The sequence below is a fragment of the Bacillus pretiosus genome (assembly GCF_051294775.1).
GTDB classification, from domain to species: domain Bacteria; phylum Bacillota; class Bacilli; order Bacillales; family Bacillaceae_G; genus Bacillus_A; species Bacillus_A wiedmannii.
In genome coordinates this window covers 421025-446325 of sequence record NZ_JBPPHF010000001.1, presented here as the reverse complement: position 1 = coordinate 446325, position 25301 = coordinate 421025, and the positions used below count along the sequence as shown (strand labels likewise).

Genomic DNA, 25301 nt, shown 5'->3' with positions numbered 1-25301 from the left:
TCATGTAAAATAAAAATAAATCCAGCATAGGAGAGTGTATGTGTATGAAAAGAAAAAAATGGTTCTTGTCACTAACTGCAGTCGGACTATGTATCATATTTTTGGCTATGTACTTTATATTTGGTAATCCACTACATTATAAAGTAATAGAAAAAGATACTAGCGACTATCTCTATACTATACAAGGCTATAAGCAAAAAGAAATACAAAGCATAACCGGAAAATATACTCCCATTTATAATATCGGCTATTATGCAGAGGTAGTATATAAAGACGAACCTTATTTTACATACTCTTATACATACGATAATAATAAGAAAATAATACAAGACAACGGCATTTTAGGAAGACATACTGAGTCATTTAAAAATCTTAATTTAAACTGGTCATTGTTTGACGAGTTAGTAGACGGTATCCATACTAACTTGCAAGAAAGAGGTTTAAGCGAAAAGAAAGATTATTCTATACGCTATGTTCAATTCATTGATATCGATGATGATACAAACGGTGCAGAAGCATATGTTGACTTTAAGAAAGATAAAAAATCAGATTATTCATACCGTATGAATGGCCAAGGAACAGCTTATCAATATAGTTGCAGTAACGGGGAATGTATTTTTAAAGAAAAATAGTGTTAGAAGCTATCCTCCTAACACTATTTCTCTTCATAATTCGGAATACACACAATAAATTCTGTTCCATTCCCTTCCTCACTCTCGACTTTTATTTCTCCTTGATGAAGGTCAAGTACCTTTTTTACAATGGCCAAGCCTAAGCCACTTCCTCCATAAGCACGATTTCGTGAAGAATCCGCTTTATAAAACCGTTCAAAAATATGTTGTTTTTGTTTTTCAGATATACCAATTCCCGAATCATGGATACGTATTTCTACGTATTTCTCATATTCTTTTAACTGAATTGTAATTGTGCCACGACTTGGCGTAAATTTAATACTATTATGAATTAAATTAATCCACACTTGACTCATACTTTCTTGATCCGCAATTATATACACTTTTTCTAAATCAAGATCTAATTCAATTTCTTTTTCAGCCCAGAGCGGTTCACTATTTAACACAGTTTGCTTTAACTGTTGATCTAATCGATAAGTCACTCTTTCTGGTGTATACTCTTCCGACTCTAAAAGAGTTAGTTTCAGTAAATTTTGGCTTAGTTTAGATAATCTCGTCGTTTCCGTTTCAATAATGGTAAGATAATGCTTTCGTTTTTCCTCGGAAAGATTGTTATCTTGTAGCGCTCTAGCAAATCCTTTTATAGATGTTAATGGTGACTGTATTTCATGAGAAACATTCGATACAAATTCCTGGCGCATTTTCTCCATCGCATTCAGTTCATCTGTCATATCATTTATACTTTTTACGAGTACACCAATTTCTCCATCATACTTTTCTTCATTTCGTATTTTTACGGAGAAGTCTCCTTTTGCAATTTTTTGTATCGGTTCAATAATAGTCCAAATCATTGCCTCTCGTTTTGGTCTCATTAATATCCCAATCAATGTCCAGATAAGAACAATAAATACAAAACCGACCATATCACTAATTAGAAAGGCCACAAACGACGATACGTTTACTTCAAAAGCATTCAATATACTAGTTGCTACATAAAATGCGATAGACCAAATTATAGTGAGAAAAGAAAAAAGCGCTAATACCGCTCCCGTTACTTTCAACATCTTCAACTTACTCATTCGTTTTCTTTTCCTCATTTACTTACCTCTAAGCGATACCCTAATCCTCTTATCGTTTTAATACTAAACTTCGACTTCTCTTCTTGAAACTTCTCACGTAGTCGATTAATATGAACGTCTAGTGTACGTTCATTCCCTTCAAAATCATATCCCCATACATCTTCAATTAACTGCTCTCTCGCACAAGTTCTTCCTGCTTTAGAACCTAAAGTAAAGAGCAATTCGAATTCTTTTAGCGGTAATGTGACTGTTTGTTCTCCGGCTGTAACTTCAAATGTTTTACGATTTAACAGTACATTCCCAATTTGAATCGATTGCGACACTGTAATTTGGTAACGTTTCAATAACGCCTTAACTCTCACTACTAGTTCTATAGGATCAAATGGTTTTACAAGATAATCATCCGTGCCAAGGTGAAATCCTTTTACTTTTTGAGACGTTTCCCCTTTAGCAGTTAGCATCAAAATCGGAATATCATAGTACTTCCTTAATTCAAAACATACATCAAATCCATCCATATTTGGCATCATGATATCAAGAACAACCATATCAACTTTTACTTCGTCTATTTTCTGAAGTGCATCTAGTCCATCAATTGCCTCATATGTTTGAAAACCTTCTCGTTCTAAAAATACAGAAACAAGTTCCCTAATGTGCGGATCATCGTCCACTATTAAAATGTTAGGTATCAAAGAAACCATTTCCTTTCTAATTCGCATCCTTTATAAAACTTTTAAAAATGAATCATTAGTGGAGTAAAAACCCCACTAATGATTCATTTTATAATACGCCCTCTTTAATTTTCAATTGTTGCGTTGCAAATTCACGATACATATCATGTGTCTGTAATAATTCATCATGTGTACCGCTTCCTGTAAGATTCCCTTTTTCTATAAAGATAATTTTATCTGCATCCACAACAGTAGAAAGTCTATGTGCAATAACTAATGTTGTTCTGCCTTTCATTAAGTTATTTAACGCTTTCTGAACGACAGACTCTGATTTACTATCTAGACTGGAAGTTGCTTCATCTAACATAAGAATTTGTGGATTTCGAAGTAACGCTCGAGCAATTGCAATTCGCTGTCTTTGCCCTCCAGAAAGCTTCACACCACGCTCTCCAACTTCTGTTGCATATCCGTTTGGCAAATCATGAATAAATGCATCAACATATGCCATCGCTGCTACTTTTTCAATTTCTGCATCAGTCACTTCACCCTCAACACCGTAGCAAATATTATCACGAATTGTCCCATCAATTAACGGACTATCTTGTGAAACGTAACCAATTTGACGTCGCCATGATTGCAATGAATAACTCGTAATTGAGTCTTTTCCTAAATTAATGGCACCGCTAGTTGGCTCGTAAAAACGTTCTAATAGTGAGAATAACGTCGTTTTCCCGCTACCACTTGGTCCTACAATCGCTGTTACTTTTCCTGATTCAATTGTAAAATCAATATTCTTTAAAACTTTCTCTTCTTCGTTATACTCAAAATGTACATTTTCAAGAACGATTGGCTGCTTAGCATTTGTGACTTTCACACCAGTTTCATGATCTTCTACTTCATATTCTAAAATTGTATTAATTCTTTCCGTTGCACCAATTGCCTTTTGGAATTGTGTAAAGAACATAGATAATTGACTCATCGGCATTATAATTTGAACTAAATATAAAATAAATGCTACTAGTTCTCCTGTTGTTAATGCACCGCTAGAAACTCGCATTCCACCATACCCTACGATAATAACAAGTAATGCCATTAAAACAAACGACATAACTGGTGAAATTAACGCTTGCACTTTTCCCTCTTTCAAGCCAAATTGTAATAGCTTTTCAATACCTTTATTTCCAGTTTCATATTCCTTTTTTTCTGTGTTCGAAGATTTCACTAAACGAATTTCTGATAATACTTGTGTTAATACACTAGTAAAAGAAGCCGTTTCATCTTGAAGTGCTTTTGAAATCTTATACATTTTTCGTCCAAGTGGAACTAAGATGAGTACTGATAACGGAATAACCGTTAAAAGTAAAAGTGTCATTTTCCAATCTAAAACAAATAGTACAATTAATGATCCAACAATTGAAATACCGCCTGTTAATAAATTTGACAAATGCTCAGAAATTAACGTTTTCACAACTCCTGTATCATTTGTCATACGGCTAATTGTATCGCCTGTTCTATTTTGATCATAATAAGTTACCGGTAAAATAAGCACCTTTTTCCACAAACGTTCTCTCAGTCCAGCTACAATGTTCTGTCCTATATAATTTAGTAAATATATAGACAATCCCGCGGCTATAGTTTGCATAATAAAGAATGCAATTAGCCCAACAATTTGTCCTGTACTAATTGACGAAAGTGAAAAATTATCTACTAAGCCCTTCGTTAACATCGGTATAAATAAACTTGCTCCAGTAGAAAGTAAACTCATTAATAACGCAAAAGCAAGAATCCCCTTTGGAGGATTTGTATCTTGAATAAGGCGTAAAAACTGCCTCCAGCTCCCTTTTTTCTCCATCTCATTTCTAACTTCCATTTTTGTTCATCTCCTCGTGTTCAACCAAACTGTTCTTTCTAAAAGTAGAATACAATACAAATGTAAACTGAATGTAAACACACTTTTTCTGTTTTTACAAAATATACATACAAACGCATCTTTACAACAGATATAAACATCTGATATTATTACCTGGTACTTAATATTATTCTATGTGAATTATAGATAACTAATTTACAATACTGTATAAATCTCCCGTTATTGAAAGGAGTATCCTTTTTGCAAACAAATATACATTCCGAAAAGGAAACAATCATTTTTATTCATGGATTAGTCGGCAATCGTCGTGCCTTCAAAAAAGAGCATAAGCGATTTTCCGCCTCTTACAACATTATTACTTATGACTTATTAGGTCACGGCGACGATAAAGGAGAAGCTATCGAATTTTCATTACAGCGCCTCGTAGATCAACTATTGAAATTATATGAAAAAGAAGGTATTACAAAAGCCCATATTTGCGCTCTAAGTTATGGCTGTTATATCTCTACAATTTTTGCACAAATGCACCCAGAAAAAGTATTAAGCATTTGTCATATTGGTGGACATTATAATAATCCATCCCTTTTATATAACGTATTTCAAAAATTTTGGGAGAAGCGCGGAGACGAATACTCTAAATGGCTCTCTCAATATGCAAATACCATTTTTCCAAGTGGCATACTAAAGGCAAATCCGTTCGCAGTCATTTCAAGAAATATTTATTACCGTTTCGGATTGCAATTACATTCATCAATTATTTCCCAATCATTACGGCATCGTTTAGAATTCGATTTAAAATCTAAATTAAAATCACTTCCCCACCCTATATTATGGGTAATGGGTGAACATGATCATCTCTATAAATCTTGTCTTTTTGATTTAAAGTCCGTTCTTCCTAACGTTTTATATAAAGAAATACCGTTAGCAGGACATGCAGCAAACTTATTTCGTCCCAACTACTTTCATGACCTATACGCTCGATTTTTAAATGGGAAGTTACAGTAAAAACTACTACATTCCCAATTTACTCAACTATAAAAAGGCTTCCCAAGTTTCCCTGGAAAGCCTTTTCTCTATACGAAAAGTATATAAACTACTTTTTCTTAGTATGCTTTTGTGTAACCTAACATGTGCTTGCTCCAGTAAGAGTTACTTACAGAACTAATACGTACACCAGTTGCATCAGTTTCTGCACTAATGAACTGACCGTTTCCTAAGTAAACACCCATGTGAGAAGGACCTGATTTATAAGTATTTTGGAAGTATACTAAATCACCTGGTTGTGGATTGCTAGTTTTTGTTTTAGAGCTCCAGTATCCAGCAACTGTTTGACGAGCGCCTTTATGACCAGTTTGATTTAATACGTAGTGAATGAATCCACTGCAGTCAAAACCAGCAGGTGTTGTACCAGCAGTTCTGTATGGTGAACCATTTAATGATCTAGCGAATCCAGCGATTGAAGATGTATCTCCACCTGTTGTTGGTTTTTGTACGTCTTTACCTGGTTGTTGAACGTTATTTGTAACGTTATTGTTATTTGTAACGTTGTTTACTCCGCCTTTTACAAACTTAACGAAGTCTGCACTTACGTAACCTGTACGGCCGTTATGGTTAATTTTGTACCAACCATTTTCAGCGCCAGTAACGTTTAATACTTTACCTTGTGTTACGCCACCGATTACAGCGTTGTATGTAGCTGGGCCTGTACGTACTTTTAAAGCACCAGTGTTAACAACATAAGAACCACCAGTTTGAACTGTAGTAGTATTGTTGTTTGTAGTTGGTTGTTTTGTTTCGTTAGATACAGCAGAACCACCTTTTGTTACGAAGTCTTTGCTTACGTATCCAGTTCCACCATTGAAGTTGATTTTAAACCAATCTTGTACTTCTCCAACAACTTGTACTGTTTTACCTTTATTTACAGAGCCTAATACTGTATGAGATGTACTTGGGCCTGTACGTACGTTTAGTGAAGAAACGTTTACTGTGTAAGTACCAGTTCCTTGTTGAACAGTAGTTCCTGTTTTACCACCAGTCGTTACGAAGTCACCACTTACATAACCAGTTTGACCGTTTACAGTTACTTTGAACCAACCGTTTTCTTGTCCAATTACTTGTAGTACTTGACCTGATTTCACTTTAGAAATAACGTTATGTCCTGTACCAGCACCTGAACGTACATTTAATACATCAGCTGTTACCGTGTATTTTAATTCAGAAGTTGTTTCTACCTTTTTTGTTTCAGTTACAGTCGTTTGAGTTTGAGTTTGTCCATTAATTTCTTTTAGCGCCTCATTTGAAACTTGTGCCTGAGCAGAATCCATACCTGGAACTGCAACACCCACTACAGAAGCTGCTGCTAAACCTGCAATTACTTTTTTCATAAGTTGTCTTTACTTCCTTTCCCTACTATCCTCTTAAAAAAACTTATAAACTTAATACATTACAATATTATCAAAGTAAAATATTCATTAAGTTCCATTTTTTAACAAGAGTTTTATTTTTCACACAGAGTTCATTTTAAATGAATGAAGTGAATTCCGTGTGAACTTCATGTGAACTTTACCATTAAACTTATTGTTTTTGCAATGCTTTTTTCAATTCTCTTATGTATTTCATTGAAAATTCGACATTTCATTCATTATCTTAATATACATTTTCTATCCACTTTGAAAAACTCTATTCATCGAATCCAATGCAAAGAATGTATTTTCTAGTAAAGTCCCTTACATAAAGCATACTCTTATCATGACAAAAAATGCTTTTTTAATCAATAGTATAATATTTTTAGAAAACTATTTTTGATACTAGCTATCACTTATAAAAGATTTGACGATTTGTAAGATTTAACTTCAAAAATTCTGTTCTAATTTGGCGAAAACACACACACCACTGCCTATTTTTCACTAACTATGGAATTTATAGGATATTTATATTATCATATATATAGCGGTATTTTAACCAATACAAATTTTATTTACCCTACACTGAAACCTATGGAACTTTTACAGGGCGGTACATTGAATTTTGAGATGGAAGTCTTATTGCCCACAAATAATGGGATTAAAAAAGGAGGTATATTTATGAAAAACATAATAGATGATCCTATAAATAAAAATATAGAATTGTACTCTGCTTTTTTTCAATTCGTTTCAATTATTACCTTACAAAAAATATCAACTATTGAAACACGTAAAAACGAATTAAAAGATCAGATGAAAAATTCCTATCAGAAAAATCCTTATTACTTATAAAAGGTGAACAGGTTGTATCCCTGTTCACCTTTTATCTCGCATTATTTATAAATTTTCACACGATTTTCTAAAGGTTGGTATTCTTTTTCACCTGCAGGTACCACCGGTTTACCAAACGGCATTTGCGCAGTAAGTTTCCAGCTTTCTGGAACTTCCCATTCTTTTCTCACTTCTTCATCAATTAATGGATTGTAATGCTGCAATGTAGCACCAAATCCTTCAATTTCTAAAGCTGTCCAAATTGCAAATTGTAACATTCCTGAGGATTGCTGTGACCACGTTGGGAAATTCTCTTTGTATAATGCAAAGTTTTCTTGCAGTTCTTCCACTACTTGACTGTCTTCAAAGTATAAAACCGTTCCATAACCACTTTTAAATGCATTCATTTTTTCTTCAGTAGATGCAAAGTTATTTTCAGGTACAATTTTTCGTAACGTTTCTTTCGTAATATCCCATAACTTATCATGTTGTTCTCCTAGCAAGACGACAACGCGGGCGCTCTGAGAGTTAAAAGCTGAAGGTGTATGTTTTACAGCATGATAAATCACTTCTTGAATTTTTTCATCAGAAACTACTTGCTCTTTACTAATCGCGTAAATAGATCTTCTGTCTTCAATTGCTGTGTAAAAATCTTTTGCCATCATAATTCCCTCCAATTTTCATTTGAGGCTTTTTCATATGTATACATCATGTTCCGCCTCTTAAAACTTATCATTAATAAGCTTCTAACTTTAGACTATCAACAAACAATAATAAACTCAAATAATAACACTCACATTTTTTACCTTTTTACTTCCTAATACTAACAATAAAAAGGCAATTTATTGTTACCGATAATAAGTAACAACAAATTGCCTTGCTTATATGATGATCCAACTCAGTATTTCACTTAATTAACTAAGCCAAAAGCATAAGACATTAGCTTGTTCGTCTCTGTAAAACGCTGCGTTTTACCTTTCGTTCCCATTACAACAGTAATAATACGAGTATCACCTTGTTTTGCTGTACCCGTAAAACAATACCCCGCGCTATCTGTAAATCCTGTTTTTAATCCGTCTATTCCTTCTATATATAAAGCTTTATTATTTTTGTTTAACATATCATTTGTACTTATAACATTAATATTATTAAATGCTAACTGACTTTGACGTAAGTGAGTCACTTCTAATATTTCTGGATAGTCTTTTATTAGATGATACGCCAAGTTTGCTACATCAGCAGCCGTCATCTTCGTCTCACTTCCATCAGGTTCTTGTAGTCCTGATGCATTTGCGAATTTAGCATAATCCGACATTTTTAACTCCTTCGCTTTTGCATTCATAAGCTGAACGAAATCTTTCTCCGTCTTAGCCATATGTTCTGCTAAAGCTACAGCCGAATTATTTGCCGATTCAATCATTAATGCATGGTACAAATCTTTAACAGTCAATGTGTCATTCACTTGGACTGGGATTCTCGCACCCTCTGTTTGTGCCGCTTTCATACTCATTTTCACCGGATCTTCCCAGCGAACTTTCCCATTATGTACATTTTCTAATAGAAGATACGCTGTCATCATCTTAGACATGCTTGCTGGCGCAAAAGCTTCTTTTTCATTATGTTGATAAATAACTTCTCCATTACTCGCATCAATAATCATAGCTGCTTTTGCATCAATTTTCGGTGGTATGTACTTTGGTGGCACTACTTTTTCAGCTAATCCTGTTTTAGGTAGTTCTGCCACCTGTAAAGGTTGTCCCTCTATATTTGTTGCACTCTTTTGAGTTCCTTGGAATAAGAACCAACATATCCCTAAAATAATGACTACTAGGATCGTCAGCCTTCCCCATTTTAACCGCTTCATTTCAAAACTCCTTTAGTAAACCTTTTATACACTCACGTTTAACCATAACAATAATTACTTTATATCGTCAAGGTAAAAAGCATATTTATTCATCTAATACATTTATGTTACACTAATAATACCGAAATATAAGAATATTCAATGATAAATATTAGAAACTCATAATTCAATAGAAAGGATTCTTACGATGCTACTTCCAAAACCATTAAAATACGGAGACACAATCGGTATTTATTCGCCCTCTTCACCAGCAACCTGCACTTCTCCTAAAAGATTTGAACGAGCGAAATCTTATTTACAACAGAAAGGATTTCACATATTAGAAGGTTCACTAACAGGTCGATATGATTATTATCGCTCCGGCAGTATACAAGAGCGTGCCGAGGAACTGAATGCTTTAATAAGGAATCCTAATGTATCTTGTATTATGTCAACAATTGGCGGTATGAATTCCAATTCCTTATTACCTTATATTGATTATGATGCTTTTCAAAATAACCCTAAAATAATGATTGGCTATTCAGATGCAACAGCTTTATTGCTAGGGATTTATGCCAAAACAGGAATCCCTACATTTTACGGTCCGGCACTCGTCCCCTCCTTTGGAGAATTTGAGCCTTTTGTAGATTATACATACAAATATTTTGTAGAAACATTACTACATGATCAATCGCTTCCTTACAACATAAAACAGCCTTTATTTTGGTCAGATGAATTTATTAATTGGGAAGTGAAAACGAAAGAAAAAGAACTTAAACCAAATAATTGGATTTCCGTAACAAATGGACAAGCTACTGGACGTATTATTGGAGGGAACTTAAATACAATAGAAGCAATTTTGGGTAGTCCTTATATGCCATGTATTCAAAATGGGGATATTTTATTTATTGAGGATAGTTCAAAAGATGCAGCTACTATTGAAAGAAGCTTTTCATTACTTAAAGTTAACGGCGTATTTGATAAAGTTTCAGGTATTATTCTTGGAAAACATGAGCAGTTTGATGATTGTGGTACAAATCGCAAACCTTATGAAATATTATTAGAAGTACTGCAAAATCAAACAATTCCTTTATTAGCTGACTTTGATTGTTGTCATACCCATCCGATGATCACTATGCCGATAGGTGCTCAAGTGAACATGGATGCAACTAATAAAACAATACATATTTTAGAACAATGGAAGATATAAAAAAACACTTATATTATAGGAAGAAAATATTATAAACTTTTCCATTAGAAAACATAAAAAAGCTCCGTTCATCACAAAACGGAGCTTTTTATTATTGTCCTAAATTTTGAACCTTCTCTTTCAAATCACGAACTTGATCAATCGTCTGCATAAGCTCAGAGTTTTTAAATTGCTCTACATCCACTTTTCCTTCTTCTATCTTCGTCATTGCCGTATCAATTAATGTATTTAACTTTTCATTATATCCGACGATTTGCTGATGAAGATCCTTTGCTACATCAGGTGGTGTTAATTCATTGAAAGCGGGTATATCTTGTTTAATTTCACTAAGCTTCGTTTCTAACTCTTTTCGAGCTTCGCTATCATTAACAGCCTTTTCAGCTAATGCTGGTGCATCATTTGCAAATGCACTTATTTCATTTACATAGTCTGTCGCTTTTTGAGCATAATCTATGGAGTTCTTTCCTTGCTCTACTAGTGAACATCCCATTAAACCAATTGAAACTATACATACTAATAAAATTGATTTGATTTTCATTTTAGACTCCCTTCGCCTTTATAATTGTCTGCAATTTTCTCTATGCATAACTTCTAGCTAAATTACTTATAACCTTTTTCAAATAGCTATTTACCCTCTTACATGCCCTATTATCGTTACAGCATCTATTTCTATATTTACGCTAATAATATCTTCAATTATATCCATATATCCTTGTCCTATAGCTGTTCCATAGTGTAATGTAAGCCCCTTCTTTTCATACACTGACTTTGGCACCGAAAAAATAAACCTCCTCAAGTTACTTTCATCAGCTGGTTCCATAATTAAAACAATCCCATCCTCATCAAACATATATGCTCGCCCTCCAACTTTACATTCACTATGGCTCAGTATTGCCTTTGTCAGCTAAATTTAAAACATAATAAGTTAAGATACAACTTTGCTGTATCTTAAAAATAAAAAGCATTAATTCTTTTTTGTTAAGAATTAATGCTTTTTAAAAAATCATTTTCTGACTCTAGCATCTTTTTTTGACGAGGTTTTATTTTTTTTACGGGAACTCCAGCATAAATATACCAATCATCTAAACTCTCCTTTACCATACTCATCGCACCAACTGCTGTGCCTTCTCCTACAGTTACATTTGGAAAAATAATAGAATCAGCACCAATAATCGTATGCTTTTTTAAAATAACTTTTCCTGTTTTCACATTCCTATATTGATTCGGGACAGTTGGCCCCATTAATGTATTTCCACTGAAATCATCTAGTACTGCATATACGATTGTTTTAGCTGAGATATTTGCAAAGTCATACATTTCAATCCCAACTTCCCCTCCATATAACGCTGTATACGCTGATATATGCGAATAACTTCCAATTGTGATTTTACCACTTAAAATACAAAAATCATCAATTCTTACATTATTACCAACTGATATAACACCTGGATTATATATACTTGCTTTTTTACTAATCAATACATTTTTCCCAACAGATAAAAATCCAATTTTCTTTAGCTCTTCTTGACTATAAAAACTATTCATCTGCCGACACCACCTTCTGCCCTAAACAGATTACAATTTGTTCTACTATTTCTTTCGTCATTCCTTCCCATAAAGGTAAACTTACTATTCGTTTGGCTATTTTATTCGTTTCTATTAAATCTGTAGACTTATAAGTTCTAAAAAGAACTTGTTGGTGGCATGATGGTGAAAAGTATAATCTTGCTTCTATTTTCTGTTTTTTCAGTTCTTCTATTACTTGTATGTTGTGAACTTCTTCCGGACAAAGAATAGGCATAAATTGTTGAATAACTGCTTCTGTCTTTTGGAGTTTCCATCCTTTTTTCATTAATCCATTACTTTGTAACAATTGTTTATACCATTCAGAAATACGGGTGCGTTCTTTTAATTTTTGATTCCATTTTTTCATAGTCGCAATCCCAACAGCTGCCGCATATTCAGACATTTTACAATTAAACCCCATCATCGTACATTCACGATTTTTATCAAATCCGAAATTACCCATTCTTTTAATACGTTGTATATCTTCTTCCTTTTTACTATATATGAGCCCTCCTTCACCAATTCCGAACGGCTTTGTTGCATGAAAGCTATATACGATCATACCACTAAAATCCTGACCGTAATGCATACTTCCATTCATTAACCCAAATCCCGGTGCCGCATCTACGACAACCGGAATACCCTTTTTCTCTAATTCTTCATATTCTTCTAAGTCCATCCATGATCCAAAAGTTGCGTACGGGACAACAATCGCAACCTCTTCTTTTAATTCTTCAATCTTATCCCAAAGTACTGTTTTATCCATATACCAATCATCTATTGAAATATCAATAAAATAAGGCTCCAATCCACACCAAATAGCCGCTAATGGAGTCGCAGGGAATGTAAAACTAGGCATGAGGGCATATTTTCCTTTTCTTCTTTTCTTAAGTTGAATAGCGGCCATTAACCCTAACGTTGCGTTTGCCACTGTTGTAACAGCGCCCCTGTTCTGAAAAAATTCCGACATAATTGTTTCTTCAAAACGTTGATTTATAGGTCCATAATTCGTATATATGTGAGATGTATCAATTTCCTTCAATTCGTCCAAATACTCAATTACAGGTACAGTTGAAGCACGCAAAAAAGGAATATTCTCCATATCTATCTATTCCTTCCTATCATTTTCGGACAATATAGAGCGTATCTGTTTCAGATAATCCAAATTTCCTAGCACTTTTCATTCCTTTTCTTTCAGCTACGTTATATAATTCCACCTTAAACCCTGCATTCATTAATCGTTGAATGAATCCCGATTGATTATAAATTCTCACATGATCTTCTTGACCAAAAGCTAATTTTCTCAATTGTGGTGTTACAATTAATTTATTTTCTATAATAGAATCTACATTCATTACGATTGGTACTTGAATAATTCCCCATCCATTTGGCTTTAATACTCTATATAACTCTCGCATTGCTTTGTCATCGTCAAGAACGTGTTCTAATACATGGCTACATAAAATTACATCAAAAGTATTACTATCATATGTAATGCTTGTAACGTCAATTTCCTTCATTAATGGATCCTTTGGTTCTATATCCCCACATACATACGTAATATTTTTATACTCGTTAAACCAATCTCTTAACTTCTCTTCAGGTGCAATATGAAGCATAGTGTATTCTCTACTTAACAAGTCCGTTTCCATTTCAATGTACGCACGATACAACCTTTCACGATCCATTGAACTACAAACTGGGCATATCCCTGTATCTTTATTCCACATCTCAAATTTATATTTCGGAAAATCATAATGTGCTGGCCAAGGTGAAAATTTTTCAAATTGCTGATTGCAATATTGACAATAACAAGATTCTTTCTCAAACATATGAGCGACTAGCTTGTTTAACCCTTTTTTTATCTTTTCATTATAAATTTGATCTAGTTCCCCATTTCTTACCGCATCCTTAACTATAAATCCCGCATTTTCTAAACAATAAGATAAACTCTCTTTATAATCTCTCTCAGAACTTAAAAATCCACTATTATATGCATCTATAATTAATTCAATCCACTCTTCAATTGTCATTAAAATAAAATGTATTTGTTTTTGATTTTGTCCACTATGTTGTCTAAAATAACTAAGAGGTTCTTGTATATAAACTACTTTTCCTTTCCTCATCATATCTAGCCAAGTTGCAATGTCATTAATAGAAGAATAAGCCTTTCCTCTAAAATACCCAAACTTCCCTTCAAACAAATCTCGATTAAACAGAACAGTTGTCGGCTCACCAACTATATTTTTTAAATTTTTTAATATGTAATTTCCTAATTCTTTCCCTTCAAAAAGTGTAGTTTCTTTCGCAATTTTCATATTCAATGTTGAGGGTGGTAATATCTCTCCATTCTCATCAATCAGTTCACGATATGACGTCACAAATGAAATATTTTCTAACGTCAAAAAGTATTTCATCATTCTCTCGATCTTTTCATGATGAAATAAGTCATCATCTAATAAAAAGTTTATATAATCCCCGTTCGCAAGTTCTATACACTTATTAAAGTTTTCAGCAACTAACGGAGTTTCATTTTTAGCATATGTAATACACTCATATTCACGTAAATACGGTTGCATCATAGCATTAACTTCATTATTTGTACTGTCGTCAGAAATAATAATTTCAATATTTTCATATGTTTGATTCAGTGCGCTATTGAGCGCTAATTCTAAGTAATAAGGTCTATTGTACGCGGGAATAAGTATACTTACTTTTGGTAAAGGAGAATTATTATTTATATGTTGTTTTTTCTTTTCTATGTTTATTTTCTTTCTCCTAATTTTTTGATAATAGTCTAATGTATACAATATCGATGATGGAACTATCCTTCTTGCATAATCTAGAAAATTAGTTATCGCTTTGTCTAATTCTTTTTCGTCGGATAAGAAACCATATTTTTTTCCTGCTATAATACTATGTGAAAAATCTTCTAACCCATCCATCATTTTATTAGATTCATTTAACTGTTGATCTGGATGTAATCGAAAGTAACTAAGTGTCTCTGCTATATATACTGCTTTTCCTTTACTTAATAAAGATAACCATGAAGCTATATCTACGTTACATAGATACCGCCTCTTATCAAAAATCCCATACGGTTCTTGTAAATCATTTTTACGAAATAAAACTGTTGTCGGTTCTCCGATATAATTTTTTTGATCCACAATTACCCTATTTGCTAATTCTGTTCCCTCTATAATCGTATCCTTTTCAAATAAACGGACAGTTGAATAAATATGTCGTAGTTCTTGCCCTTTATCATCAATTACTTGGCGATGAGATGTTACAAGCTTAATTTCATTATCTAGATCATTCAAAAAATACTTCATCATTTTTTCAATTTTATTCACGTGAAATATATCATCATCCATTAAAAAGTTTACATACTCACCGTTCGTTTCATTAAATAACATTAGCGCATTTTCAAATTGTCCGAGAGTTGACCTGTTTTTTATATAAATAATATTTGAATGATTACATAAGTATTTTTGTAACACCTTTTCTGTTTCGTCATTCGTACTATCATCTCCAACTATAATTTCTATATTAGGATACGTTTGTTCTAACACACTACATAATGCCTTTTCAAAGTAGCGAGGTCGATTATACGTAGGAATTAACACACTTACCAACGGAAGTTGATCTACCACCTCTACAGTTCTTTCAATACGAGTTCTCATTTTACTCTCTCACCTCTTCGCATATTATTTGTATACGCGATGCAAAAATCACATTACTTTAACTGTATGGAGCCTATATACTTTTATGCAAATATGAATCGAAATATCATACTTTTCGTTCCTGAATAAACATATTTAATAACGCGGACATTTTATTTGCACCTTTTTTATTCATATGATCACTATCATAAAAATCTTCATCACAAAATAATGGTGAATCAAATAGATCTATGATTTGAAAAGAATATTGTGCTTGAAAATCATTTATAACTTTATAAAAATCTTCTTTTAATTTCTTACTACTACAATTGAAATAATGTGAAGTAACAGGGAAGACAACAATTAGTGGCTTTATATCATTTTTTAACAGTAATTCTAAATATGTTTTAAAAATCGTTTTATTTTCAACTAAAGTATGAGGATACGACAATTTAGCATGTGAAGCTGCTCTCATTTTCCCATGTTCTTCAAAAGGAATATGAAGGGGAGTAGTATTCCATTCAGCATTTATCCAAGGTAGTATCAATGATTCATCTTTTTGTTCGTCTAATAAAATATATTCAAAATGCAAAGTAAAAATAGAAAAAAGTGGTTTCGGACTATCTAGATGTGAGAATCCATCAGTGGGTAGAGGAGAATGAACTACAGTATGATGACCGTCTTGAAACAATGGATAATATACTTTGTGAATTCTATATGCTTCAGATGATAACGACATGTCAAAGTAAAAAGAGAAATAGGCTATTCCTATCAAACAATATTGAAATGAATGATCGTTTGATAGAAGTTGTGACGCTATTAAATAATCATAGTATAGATCTTGCGATGGAAGTGTTAATTTTATTGACTTTTTTGAGAGGAGCTCCGTACGTATGCCACAATGCGGATAAGACAAACCGGTAGCAAACAATTCATATGTGGGATCACTCTTTACTTTTTTCATAGACATGTATAAAAACATAAGATCCGGATTTATTTGATATATAGAAATTAATTTATTCCTCCATTCATACATGTATTTTGTTAAATTAATAATTTTTTTACTTTGCACGCCCTTGTTTATCAATTCATTTGTAAGTTTTTCTGCGTCCACTCTCCAAATGACTATATATTGAAAAGAATTTTCTATACGAACAATAGTTGAAACGTCTACAACATGAACTATTATTTTACATTTATTTTTGTCTAATGCATTTTGAATCCTTCCCCCTGATACTTCATCACTTAAAACAATAATTTTATACTGCTCCTTCATGTATATCCCCTCCATTATATGTATAATATGAAATTCATTTTTCATTCATAATGATCATATACATCTGCAATCCAACATTAAAAAAGAATAGAATATTCATTTCAAAACAAAAATAGCTCCACCATTTGGCGTAGCTATTTTTACAATTATTACTTATTCAAACTATATTCCTTTATCTAACTCATAAAGCTTTCGATACTTCTCGTTTTCTTTCAGAAGTTGTTCATGACTGCCTTGCATCACAATTTGACCACGATCAAGGAATATAACTTCATCTACATGTTCAATTCCTACAAGGTGGTGTGTAATCCAAATAACAGTCTTTTCTTCTGTTGCAGAAAACATTGTTTCTATTAAAGATAGTTCTGTCTTTGGATCTAAGCCGATCGTAGGTTCATCAAGTACAATAATTGGAGCCTCTTGCATTAGCGTTCTAGCAAAAGCAACCCGTTGTCTTTCTCCACCAGAAAACCTTTTCCCCATTTCATGCATTTTTGTTTGCAATCCATCTGGAAGAGAAGCTATATGCGAAGCTAATTGTGCTTTCTCTAAAGCTGTCCATATCTCTTCATCCGTAGCCTCTGGTTTACCGATTCGCACATTATTTCCAATTGTCGTATCGAATAAATGCGGCTTTTGATTCAATACAGAAATATATTTTGATAAAAGATTCGTATGAGCATGTTCACTATTCAATAAAACTTCACCATGTAACGGGCTTAGCGCACCTGCTAACAATTTTAACAAAGTAGATTTTCCTGTTCCACTTCTTCCTAAAATGGCGATTTTCTTTCCTGCCTTTATTTGCAGTGATACTTCTTTCAATACAAATTCATTACTATCTGGGTAACTATACGATACATTATTTAATTCAATGTCTATATATTTTGATGCAACATAATCTTTATCCTCATGTAATTCCTTTTCATCCTGTAAAACATCATTAGCTTCTACTTTATTTAGACGATGAGCAGATTCTACATATGATGGAATTCGATCGATAGCATCTGAAAGTGGAATTAACGCATTTGTCACAGATAACGTCATTAAGACGAAAGCCGCAATAACGGTAGGTGCAATCTGTTCACTTGCTGCCTCATTTCCAGTCCATATAATCATTGAAATAACTACGATTCCCACTACTAATTGAATGATACTGTCCCGAATATGATTCCAGCGCTTCATTCTTTTTTCCGTTTTTAACAACTGAGCATTTTGCTCTACATACTTATCAATGAATTCATCTTTTCTACCACTTGCTTGCCAATCAGATAACCCAAAAACAGCGTCTGTTAGTTGTTGATACAAACGGCTTCTTCCTTGCTTTAAAGTAACATGATGTTGCTTCATTAAAAGTAATGATACAAACGGAAGAAGAAAAACGATAATAGCCAACATACATGCTGCAATAAGTGCAAATACTACGTCAAATGCTCCGATAACAAGTACGAATATGCTATATACAACTAACGCTAATAGACTAGGAAATATTGTACGTAAATATAGGTTTTGCAAATGCTCTATATCTTCGGATAATATACCTAACATATCGCCCGTTTGAAATCGTGAGCGGAAAAATAACGCCTGCGGTTCTACTATTCTGTATAGTTTCGTTCTCATCTTTTCTAATATGCGTAGTACGACATCGTGTCCAACTAAACGCTCTAAATAATGAAATACCGCTTGTCCTATACTAAACGCACGTGTTGCAACAATAGGAACATATACAGCCATTACATTTTCTGGTCTAAGAGCAGATTTAGAGATTAAATAACCTGAAATGAAAAGTAACATCGCACCTGAACTAACTCCAAGAAGACCAAGGAAAATAGTTACAGTCATTCTACCTTTATTTTGCTGTATATAAGGTTTAATCCAGTTACTCATCTCTATCCCCTCTCTTTTCTTTGAAAATGTAATGCCTCATTCTTTAAAAGTTCTTCATACGTGCCGCTTTTTATCATTTCCCCTTTATTTAAAATAAGAATATGATCCATCTGTTTCATCCAGTGAAGACGATGTGTTGCAAGAAATACTAGCTTACCTTCAAACAGACGTAACATCGCTTGCTTTATTTCAAATTCAGTTTCAATATCAAGATGTGCTGTAGGCTCGTCTAATAAAATAATTGGCTTTTTGCTTAAAAGTGCACGCGCCATAGCGACACGTTGTTCTTGCCCGCCACTAAGCATACGTCCACCTTCTCCAATTCTTTCATACATCCCGTTCGGAAGCGATGTAACGAGTGAACGAAGACCAACTTCATTAATAACTCTTTCCACTTCTGCATCAGTTGTATTTGTTTCATAGAAACAAATGTTATCTTTTAATGAAAGCGGGAAAATATAAGGTTGCTGCGGAATATAAGCAATATTCTTTTGCCAATCTTCTCGAGTAGACCCGTCAATTTTCACACCATTTATTATCAGCTTTCCACCCGAAGGAGTTAAAAATCCTGCTAATACGTCAATTAACGTCGATTTCCCTGCCCCACTTTCACCAATTACACCTATAGCGCCGGTGCCTTTCCAAGTAAAATCAATTCCCTCTAATATAGCTTTTTCAGATTCATTATTCTTTACTTTTACATCTTGTAATTTCAAGTTACTAGAGGCATTCCATATTAAACCTACATTAGATTCTTTCGTTCCTATTTCTTTTTGTTGCTGTAAAATCTCTTCTATTTGCTCCATTGCAAGTTGTCCATCTAACGTAGCATGATAATTCGCTCCAACTTGTTTAATTGGCAGAAAATATTCCGGAGCTAAAATTAAAATCGTAAGGGCTGGCAATAGTACAATTGTCCCATCTATTAAACGTATCCCTAATCCGACCGCCACAAATGCAATGGATAAGCTCGTAAAGAAATCTAATGCAAAAGAAGAAAGAAAAGCAACTCGCAAAGTACGCATCGTTGCTTTTCTATATCTTTTACTTACTTTTTCAATCTTTCCTTCGTGCTGCTTACTTTTACCTAAATACTTTAATGTTTCTAATCCTTTTAACGTATCTACAAAATGATTAGAAAGTACTCGATATGTTTCATATTGGCTATCCGCCATTTTCTGCGCTGCTAATCCTAGTAGGATCATAAATGTAATTACGATAGGAATCGTTACAACTAAAATGATTCCAGACTCAATATCTAACGTAAAAACATATAGTACAATTAGTCCCGGTACGATACTACTTCTAATCATTTTAGGAATTGTTAATTCAATATATGTTTTAAATTTCTCAATACCTTCAATCGATAAGGTAACCAGATGACCTGTTCCAGCAGTTTGAACATATCGTGGACCTAATGTAAAATACGCCTCTATTAATTGTTTTCGCAGTAGCGATCCTGTTTTTTCAGCGAAACGTTCCACTAATATTTGCGAAATTCGAACTAGCATATGACGTACTGCAAACGTGATTCCAAAATAAACCGTTTCATTTAACACAGATTGCACTGTTTCTCCTTGAAATAAAAATGTAATAGCCCGTGCTAAAAACACTGTTTGCCCAATAATACTTATAGCTTCTAAAATGCTAATGATTGTTAACACTACATATAAAACTCGGCTACCAGGATACGATGGAAGTCCTCTTTTTCTTTTCATTAGTACTCCAAATCTTTATCTGACTTAACAGGTTGTCTAAACACATAGAAACTCCATATTTGACTTCCCAAAACAAATGGCAATATAGCAATTGAAAAATACGTCATCAGTTTTAGTGCATAATCTCCCGATGCTGCATTATAAATTGTTAAATCGTATATTGACCCTAACGAGCTAATTAAGACACGTGGGAACATGCCGGCAAACACACTCGCACTTAGTAAAATGATTGTTAAACTCGTCATAACGAAAGCCCAACCATCTCTTCTTCTTTTATTTAATAATGTTGACGCACATAATGCTACAAAAGCTCCGATCGGAACCATAATCCACTCTGTACCATGACCAGTGAATATATCTGTTTTCCATAACCCTACACCGGCAAAAATAAGAAGTGCTATAATTGCAAGCGGTGCAATTTTCAACGCAGCAATACGTGCACGTTCTCTTAACTTACCAGTTGTACGTATAGTAAGGAATTGCAATCCGTGAACAATACATAGCAGAAGGAACATAACTCCTCCAAGTAATGCAAATGGATGAAGTAATGGTAAGAATCCACCTACAGCATTTTTCGTTTCATCAATTGGAATACCTACCATAAAGTTAGCAATTGCAACTCCCCAAAGAACAGGCGGTAGTAAACTTCCTAAAAACATACCCCAATCCCAAAAACCTTTCCATTTATGATTGTCTATTTTCGCACGGAATTTAAAGGAAACCCCTCTTATAATTAAAGCAAGAAGCATAAATACAAACGGAATGTAAAACCCGCTAAATAAAGTTGCATACCAGTGCGGGAATGCCGCGAACATAGCTCCACCAGCACAAACAAGCCATACTTCATTCGCGTGCCAAAATGGGCCAATTGTATTTAAGTAAATTCTTTTCTCTAAATCGTTTTCCCCTAAAAACCTTGAAACTATACCTACACCGAAATCGAAACCTTCAAGTACAAAGAAGCCTACGAATAAAACTGCAATAATGATAAACCACAACTCATTAAGAGATAACATACTCTTCCTCCTTATCAAATGGATCATGGCTTTGAGAATCCTGTTTCGCTTTCTTATTCTCATGTCCTTTAATAATACGAACGAATAAGTAAATAGTGATTCCACCTATAATTAAATATAGTGATGTGAATGAAACTAAAGAGAATAATACTTCTCCGAACGTAACATTTGGAGATACAGCATCTTCCGTTTTCATAACACCGAAAACTACCCAAGGCTGACGTCCCATTTCAGTCATAATCCATCCTACTGTATTACCGATAAACGGTAGTGCAATTGCATACACCATTAATTTTAAATACCAAGTTTTTTCAGCTAAACGATCTTTTCTTGATAAGAACCATCCGTATGCTCCTAGAAGAAGCATAAATGTTCCACTCATTACCATCGCTCTAAAACTCCAGAACATAGTGTGTACTGGCGGTATATAATCTCCAGGCCCATATTTTTCTTCATATTGTTTTTGAATTTGATTCATCCCTTCTACTTGACCACTAAATTTATCAAATGATAATAGACTTAGCATATAAGGGATTTGAATTTCAAACGAATTTTCTTGCTTCTCTGCATCAATTTTCGCAAATACTGTAAATGGCGCTGGATCCTCACTCGTATTCCATAACGCTTCAGCTGCTGCCATTTTCATTGGATGCGTCTTAATTAATTGTTGTGCTTGCGCATGACCAAAGAATAATACTAACGCCGTTGTAAGTGTTCCAACAATGATAGAAATGCGGAACGATTTTTTAAACACTTCAGTTTCTTGAGCTTTCGTTATTTTCCATGCACTCACACCTGCAATAAAGAATGCACCAGTTGCAATCGCAGCTGTAATTGTATGCGGGAATTGTACCCATAATTGTGGGTTTTGAATAATCGCTAAGAAATCATTCATCTGTGCACGTCCATCTGCTGCCATTTCATATCCTACTGGCGATTGCATAAATGCACTTGCAGTTAAAATCCAAAATGCTGATAACATTGTTCCAATTGAAAGGAGCCAAATACATAACAAGTGAATTCGCTTCGGTAATTTGTCCTCACCGAATACCCATAAACCTAGGAATGTAGACTCTATGAAAAATGCTAATAAGCCTTCAATTGCAAGTGATGGACCAAACACATCACCTACGAAACGTGAATATGTTGACCAGTTCATGCCAAACTGGAATTCTTGTAAAATACCAGTTACTACACCTACCGCAAAGTTAACTAGGAATATTTGTGTCCAAAACTTCGTCATCTTCTTATAAATTTCTTGTCCCTTTACCACGTATAACGTTTGCATTAACGCAATGATAAAAGCTAAACCAATAGACAGCGGAACAAAAAAGTAATGGAAAATCGTTGTTGATGCGAATTGTATTCGTGCCAATTCGAGCGTTTCCATACTACAATCACTTCCTTCATAATTTTTTATATCGTAATTTCAATTGAGTTGTATGAATAAAACAACTCAAATCTTAGAAATATAGAAAGATAAATTTGTTTATGTACTTTTAGAAAATATAAATTTTCAGTTTTCAAGATAATTACAAAAGAACTTTCTCATAAAATTTACCTTTTCACTATTTCAGTAGTGTTTTATCCGTTAATCGAATTGTATAATATACCTGCATAGTAAATTCAGCTGATTTTTGACGTATTATTGACATCATTTTGTCTGAAATATGTCTTTTGTCATTTTTTTGAATTAGATTTTTTTCATTACTAAAATGTATTTTTCAAATATAAGACTTACTTTCGTATCAATAAAACAATCATTCCCCTCTAGATACACTTGACTTTTTTATGAAAAAATGTCCTCTTTACCAATGAGGAAATCAGTTATTTTTTTGTCAAGAGAAAAATGCATCTCTAAAATTCAAACACAAAATAATGTTATTCAAAAATAGAAAATACCCGCCCTCTTTCTAGACTAAAAATTCATTTTCTTGTCATTTTTTCAAACAAAATTAATACATAAAAAAATACCGAGAATCGATTAGACTCTCGGTATTTTTCAAATTATTTTGCTGTATGTTTTCTAACAGCCGGTAAAATTTCAGTAGCAATTAATTCGATATTTTTCTCAATTTTATTAAGTGGCACACCACCAAAATCAATTTGTGCCATAAAACGTTGTTGTCCAAACAATTCATATTGGTAAAGCATTTTTTCAATAATTTGTTGCGGGCTACCAACCATTAATGCGTCACGGTAATCTACTGCATTTGTAAATTGCTGCTTCGGATACCCACCACCGCGCAGTGTAAGCATACCAGCATTAATATGAGGATAGTATTCACTAAGTGCATCTTGTGAATTTTTTGCTGTATAAAATAAACTCGTTGTTGCAACTGGTAAATTTGCTGGATTAAATCCACTTTGCTCAGCAGCCTCACGGTAAGCATCTACTGATCCTTTAAAGTTTATAGCTGGACCACCTAGTGTTGTTATCATCATTGGCACACCCGCACGTCCTGCTTTAATCGCACTAGCTGGCGGGCCACCAACTGCACGCCAAATTGGTAAGTTATTATTTTTCGCTCTCGGAATAACCGATGCATGTGCAAGCGGCGCTCTGAACTGTCCGTTCCATGTTACATGTTCCTCTTTATTAATTTTTAATAAAAGATCCATCTTCTCTTCGAATAATTCTTCATAATCATTCACGTCATAACCAAGCAAACTATATCCCCCAATACGAGATCCACGACCAGCCACGATTTCTGCACGTCCATTAGAAATTAAGTCAATTGTAGCAAAATCCTCATACACTCGTACCGGATCAGATGTACTTATTATCGTTGCTGAACTTGCAATTTTTATATTTTTCGTAGCTTGTGCAATAGCTCCTAAAATAACTGTATGAGCTTGCGTTGTAAAATGCGTTTGATGACTTTCACCGACAGCAAATACATCAAGTCCAGATTCATCCGCTAACTTTGCTGTTTCAATTAATTCATGAATTCTTTGTTCTGCACTAATTTTCTCTCCGTTATGTGGATTTAAAACATGATCCCCAATTGAATATAATCCAAACTCTATTCCTTTACTTGTATCCATACGGTATTTTTCCATAGTTGCTCTCTCCTTTAATTCAGTCGTATTCATTTTCTTCAATCACCCATCACTTGATTAGTCAATTGATAGTGTAAAAAAAATTACTCTTGCGGCAATTCTTTTTTTTCACTATGCTTATGAACTTTCGTCATCAGCTCGTATAATATTTTCTGCTCTTCTTCATTTAATACATCATCAAAAAACGATGATTGAAATGCAAGTTGCTCTGGCAATGCTCGCTCTAAAGCTGCTTCCCCTTGCTCTGTAAGACTAATTGTTTTCGTTTTCCAATCTTGTTTTCGTACAATATATCCTTCTTTTTCAAGACGAGTTAACATTCGAGAAATACCGCCTTGTGTAACAGTTACCTTTTCAGCTAACTCCATTTGTGTGAGTGGCTGATACGTACGTATTTGCAAAAGCACATCAAATTGAGCTGTCGTTAAATCAAACCGTTTTAAAAACTCATTTGACATCTGATTACTTTGGTTCGTAAATCGTATTAAACGTAACCATATTAATGACCCTATCGTATTATCACGCATATTTGATCACTTCCTATCGTGAATCTTACTATCACTTTACTACGCAAG

The 25301-nt window shown here is 33.7% G+C and carries 22 protein-coding genes; 4 read left to right on the top strand and 18 right to left on the bottom strand.

The window, feature by feature from the left end:
• The first annotated feature begins 44 nt into the window (after window positions 1-44).
• Window positions 45-632 carry a DUF3139 domain-containing protein gene (locus ACSG5Z_RS02205; protein ID WP_327987253.1) on the top strand — a complete coding sequence of 196 codons (588 nt, stop codon included), beginning with the start codon at window positions 45-47 and terminating at the stop codon, window positions 630-632.
• A 23-nt stretch (window positions 633-655) separates the two neighbouring features.
• Here the strand turns inward: ACSG5Z_RS02205 and hitS are convergent, their stop codons facing one another.
• The 3 genes from hitS to ACSG5Z_RS02190 form a co-directional block, all read right to left on the bottom strand.
• Complete coding sequence (gene hitS / locus ACSG5Z_RS02200; protein WP_142293454.1) at window positions 656-1729, bottom strand: envelope stress sensor histidine kinase HitS; 1074 nt, start codon at window positions 1727-1729, stop codon at window positions 656-658.
• On the bottom strand, window positions 1726-2403 hold the full coding sequence (gene hitR / locus ACSG5Z_RS02195) for a response regulator transcription factor (protein ID WP_217993520.1): 678 nt from the start codon (window positions 2401-2403) through the stop codon (window positions 1726-1728). Before hitR ends, hitS begins: the two co-directional genes overlap by 4 nt.
• An 88-nt stretch (window positions 2404-2491) precedes the next feature.
• On the bottom strand, window positions 2492-4252 hold the full coding sequence (locus tag ACSG5Z_RS02190; RefSeq protein ID WP_435710583.1) for an ABC transporter ATP-binding protein: 1761 nt from the start codon (window positions 4250-4252) through the stop codon (window positions 2492-2494).
• A gap of 240 nt (window positions 4253-4492) precedes the next feature.
• On the opposite strand from ACSG5Z_RS02190, the gene ACSG5Z_RS02185 reads away from it, so the two are divergent.
• Complete coding sequence (locus tag ACSG5Z_RS02185; RefSeq protein WP_088063066.1) at window positions 4493-5257, top strand: alpha/beta fold hydrolase; 765 nt, start codon at window positions 4493-4495, stop codon at window positions 5255-5257.
• A gap of 98 nt (window positions 5258-5355) precedes the next feature.
• Here the strand turns inward: ACSG5Z_RS02185 and entFM are convergent, their stop codons facing one another.
• Entirely contained in the window at window positions 5356-6636 is a 1281-nt protein-coding gene (gene entFM, locus ACSG5Z_RS02180) for an enterotoxin EntFM (protein ID WP_000755539.1), read from the bottom strand.
• A gap of 699 nt (window positions 6637-7335) precedes the next feature.
• Between entFM and ACSG5Z_RS02175 the strand changes: the two genes are divergently transcribed.
• Window positions 7336-7506 carry a hypothetical protein gene (locus tag ACSG5Z_RS02175; RefSeq protein WP_048543210.1) on the top strand — a complete coding sequence of 57 codons (171 nt, stop codon included), beginning with the start codon at window positions 7336-7338 and terminating at the stop codon, window positions 7504-7506.
• 41 nt (window positions 7507-7547) lie between these two features.
• Here the strand turns inward: ACSG5Z_RS02175 and ACSG5Z_RS02170 are convergent, their stop codons facing one another.
• Together ACSG5Z_RS02170 and ACSG5Z_RS02165 are read right to left on the bottom strand one after the other, a co-directional pair.
• Entirely contained in the window at window positions 7548-8150 is a 603-nt protein-coding gene (locus ACSG5Z_RS02170; RefSeq protein WP_170968397.1) for a nitroreductase family protein, read from the bottom strand.
• Between the two features lie 245 nt (window positions 8151-8395).
• Window positions 8396-9349 (bottom strand): D-alanyl-D-alanine carboxypeptidase family protein, encoded by a 954-nt coding sequence (locus tag ACSG5Z_RS02165; RefSeq protein WP_087982905.1) that lies wholly within the window; start codon window positions 9347-9349, stop codon window positions 8396-8398.
• Between the two features lie 187 nt (window positions 9350-9536).
• Between ACSG5Z_RS02165 and ACSG5Z_RS02160 the strand changes: the two genes are divergently transcribed.
• Window positions 9537-10538, top strand: coding sequence for a S66 family peptidase (locus ACSG5Z_RS02160; RefSeq protein WP_435710582.1), 1002 nt, complete (start codon window positions 9537-9539; stop codon window positions 10536-10538).
• 91 nt (window positions 10539-10629) lie between these two features.
• Here the strand turns inward: ACSG5Z_RS02160 and ACSG5Z_RS02155 are convergent, their stop codons facing one another.
• From ACSG5Z_RS02155 to ACSG5Z_RS02100, 12 genes are all read right to left on the bottom strand, one after another.
• Entirely contained in the window at window positions 10630-11076 is a 447-nt protein-coding gene (locus ACSG5Z_RS02155) for a DUF6376 family protein (RefSeq protein WP_087982909.1), read from the bottom strand.
• A 90-nt stretch (window positions 11077-11166) separates the two neighbouring features.
• A complete protein-coding gene (locus tag ACSG5Z_RS02150) occupies window positions 11167-11388 on the bottom strand; it encodes a hypothetical protein (protein ID WP_087982911.1) in 222 nt (73 codons plus the stop codon).
• A 128-nt stretch (window positions 11389-11516) separates the two neighbouring features.
• Window positions 11517-12083, bottom strand: a complete 567-nt coding sequence (locus tag ACSG5Z_RS02145; RefSeq protein WP_088608624.1) for an acyltransferase — start codon at window positions 12081-12083, stop codon at window positions 11517-11519.
• The gene (locus ACSG5Z_RS02140; protein WP_087982915.1) at window positions 12076-13206 is read right to left on the bottom strand and encodes an aminotransferase class I/II-fold pyridoxal phosphate-dependent enzyme; all 1131 of its coding nucleotides are present in this window, start codon (window positions 13204-13206) and stop codon (window positions 12076-12078) included. The genes ACSG5Z_RS02145 and ACSG5Z_RS02140 overlap by 8 nt, the downstream gene beginning before the upstream one ends.
• A 19-nt stretch (window positions 13207-13225) precedes the next feature.
• Window positions 13226-15787 (bottom strand): glycosyltransferase, encoded by a 2562-nt coding sequence (locus ACSG5Z_RS02135; protein ID WP_435710581.1) that lies wholly within the window; start codon window positions 15785-15787, stop codon window positions 13226-13228.
• 106 nt (window positions 15788-15893) lie between these two features.
• Window positions 15894-17042: a hypothetical protein gene (locus tag ACSG5Z_RS02130; protein WP_435710580.1), complete on the bottom strand. Its 1149-nt coding sequence runs from the start codon at window positions 17040-17042 to the stop codon at window positions 15894-15896.
• Between the two features lie 162 nt (window positions 17043-17204).
• Window positions 17205-18929, bottom strand: coding sequence for a thiol reductant ABC exporter subunit CydC (gene cydC, locus ACSG5Z_RS02125; RefSeq protein ID WP_435710579.1), 1725 nt, complete (start codon window positions 18927-18929; stop codon window positions 17205-17207).
• A 2-nt stretch (window positions 18930-18931) separates the two neighbouring features.
• Complete coding sequence (gene cydD / locus ACSG5Z_RS02120; protein WP_087982922.1) at window positions 18932-20647, bottom strand: thiol reductant ABC exporter subunit CydD; 1716 nt, start codon at window positions 20645-20647, stop codon at window positions 18932-18934.
• Window positions 20647-21663 (bottom strand): cytochrome d ubiquinol oxidase subunit II, encoded by a 1017-nt coding sequence (cydB, locus tag ACSG5Z_RS02115; RefSeq protein WP_000950075.1) that lies wholly within the window; start codon window positions 21661-21663, stop codon window positions 20647-20649. Before cydB ends, cydD begins: the two co-directional genes overlap by 1 nt.
• Window positions 21650-23053, bottom strand: coding sequence for a cytochrome ubiquinol oxidase subunit I (gene cydA / locus ACSG5Z_RS02110; RefSeq protein ID WP_000448888.1), 1404 nt, complete (start codon window positions 23051-23053; stop codon window positions 21650-21652). The genes cydB and cydA overlap by 14 nt, the downstream gene beginning before the upstream one ends.
• Before the next feature lie 617 nt (window positions 23054-23670).
• Complete coding sequence (locus ACSG5Z_RS02105) at window positions 23671-24726, bottom strand: LLM class flavin-dependent oxidoreductase (protein WP_088063059.1); 1056 nt, start codon at window positions 24724-24726, stop codon at window positions 23671-23673.
• Window positions 24727-24809: 83 nt separating this feature from the next.
• On the bottom strand, window positions 24810-25253 hold the full coding sequence (locus ACSG5Z_RS02100) for a MarR family winged helix-turn-helix transcriptional regulator (RefSeq protein WP_001205523.1): 444 nt from the start codon (window positions 25251-25253) through the stop codon (window positions 24810-24812).
• Window positions 25254-25301 lie beyond the last annotated feature (48 nt).

Coding starts and splice junctions, on each gene's coding strand:
- ACSG5Z_RS02205 (WP_327987253.1), top strand. CDS start 45: ATGAAAAGAAAAAAATGGTTCTTGTCACTAACTGCAGTCGGACTATGT.
- hitS (WP_142293454.1), bottom strand. CDS start 1,729: ATGAGGAAAAGAAAACGAATGAGTAAGTTGAAGATGTTGAAAGTAACG.
- ACSG5Z_RS02190 (WP_435710583.1), bottom strand. CDS start 4,252: ATGGAAGTTAGAAATGAGATGGAGAAAAAAGGGAGCTGGAGGCAGTTT.
- entFM (WP_000755539.1), bottom strand. CDS start 6,636: ATGAAAAAAGTAATTGCAGGTTTAGCAGCAGCTTCTGTAGTGGGTGTT.
- ACSG5Z_RS02175 (WP_048543210.1), top strand. CDS start 7,336: ATGAAAAACATAATAGATGATCCTATAAATAAAAATATAGAATTGTAC.
- ACSG5Z_RS02170 (WP_170968397.1), bottom strand. CDS start 8,150: ATGATGGCAAAAGATTTTTACACAGCAATTGAAGACAGAAGATCTATT.
- ACSG5Z_RS02165 (WP_087982905.1), bottom strand. CDS start 9,349: ATGAAGCGGTTAAAATGGGGAAGGCTGACGATCCTAGTAGTCATTATT.
- ACSG5Z_RS02160 (WP_435710582.1), top strand. CDS start 9,537: ATGCTACTTCCAAAACCATTAAAATACGGAGACACAATCGGTATTTAT.
- ACSG5Z_RS02155 (WP_087982909.1), bottom strand. CDS start 11,076: ATGAAAATCAAATCAATTTTATTAGTATGTATAGTTTCAATTGGTTTA.
- ACSG5Z_RS02150 (WP_087982911.1), bottom strand. CDS start 11,388: ATGTTTGATGAGGATGGGATTGTTTTAATTATGGAACCAGCTGATGAA.
- ACSG5Z_RS02145 (WP_088608624.1), bottom strand. CDS start 12,083: ATGAATAGTTTTTATAGTCAAGAAGAGCTAAAGAAAATTGGATTTTTA.
- ACSG5Z_RS02140 (WP_087982915.1), bottom strand. CDS start 13,206: ATGGAGAATATTCCTTTTTTGCGTGCTTCAACTGTACCTGTAATTGAG.
- ACSG5Z_RS02135 (WP_435710581.1), bottom strand. CDS start 15,787: ATGAGAACTCGTATTGAAAGAACTGTAGAGGTGGTAGATCAACTTCCG.
- ACSG5Z_RS02130 (WP_435710580.1), bottom strand. CDS start 17,042: ATGAAGGAGCAGTATAAAATTATTGTTTTAAGTGATGAAGTATCAGGG.
- cydC (WP_435710579.1), bottom strand. CDS start 18,929: ATGAGTAACTGGATTAAACCTTATATACAGCAAAATAAAGGTAGAATG.
- cydD (WP_087982922.1), bottom strand. CDS start 20,647: ATGAAAAGAAAAAGAGGACTTCCATCGTATCCTGGTAGCCGAGTTTTA.
- cydB (WP_000950075.1), bottom strand. CDS start 21,663: ATGTTATCTCTTAATGAGTTGTGGTTTATCATTATTGCAGTTTTATTC.
- cydA (WP_000448888.1), bottom strand. CDS start 23,053: ATGGAAACGCTCGAATTGGCACGAATACAATTCGCATCAACAACGATT.
- ACSG5Z_RS02105 (WP_088063059.1), bottom strand. CDS start 24,726: ATGGAAAAATACCGTATGGATACAAGTAAAGGAATAGAGTTTGGATTA.
- ACSG5Z_RS02100 (WP_001205523.1), bottom strand. CDS start 25,253: ATGCGTGATAATACGATAGGGTCATTAATATGGTTACGTTTAATACGA.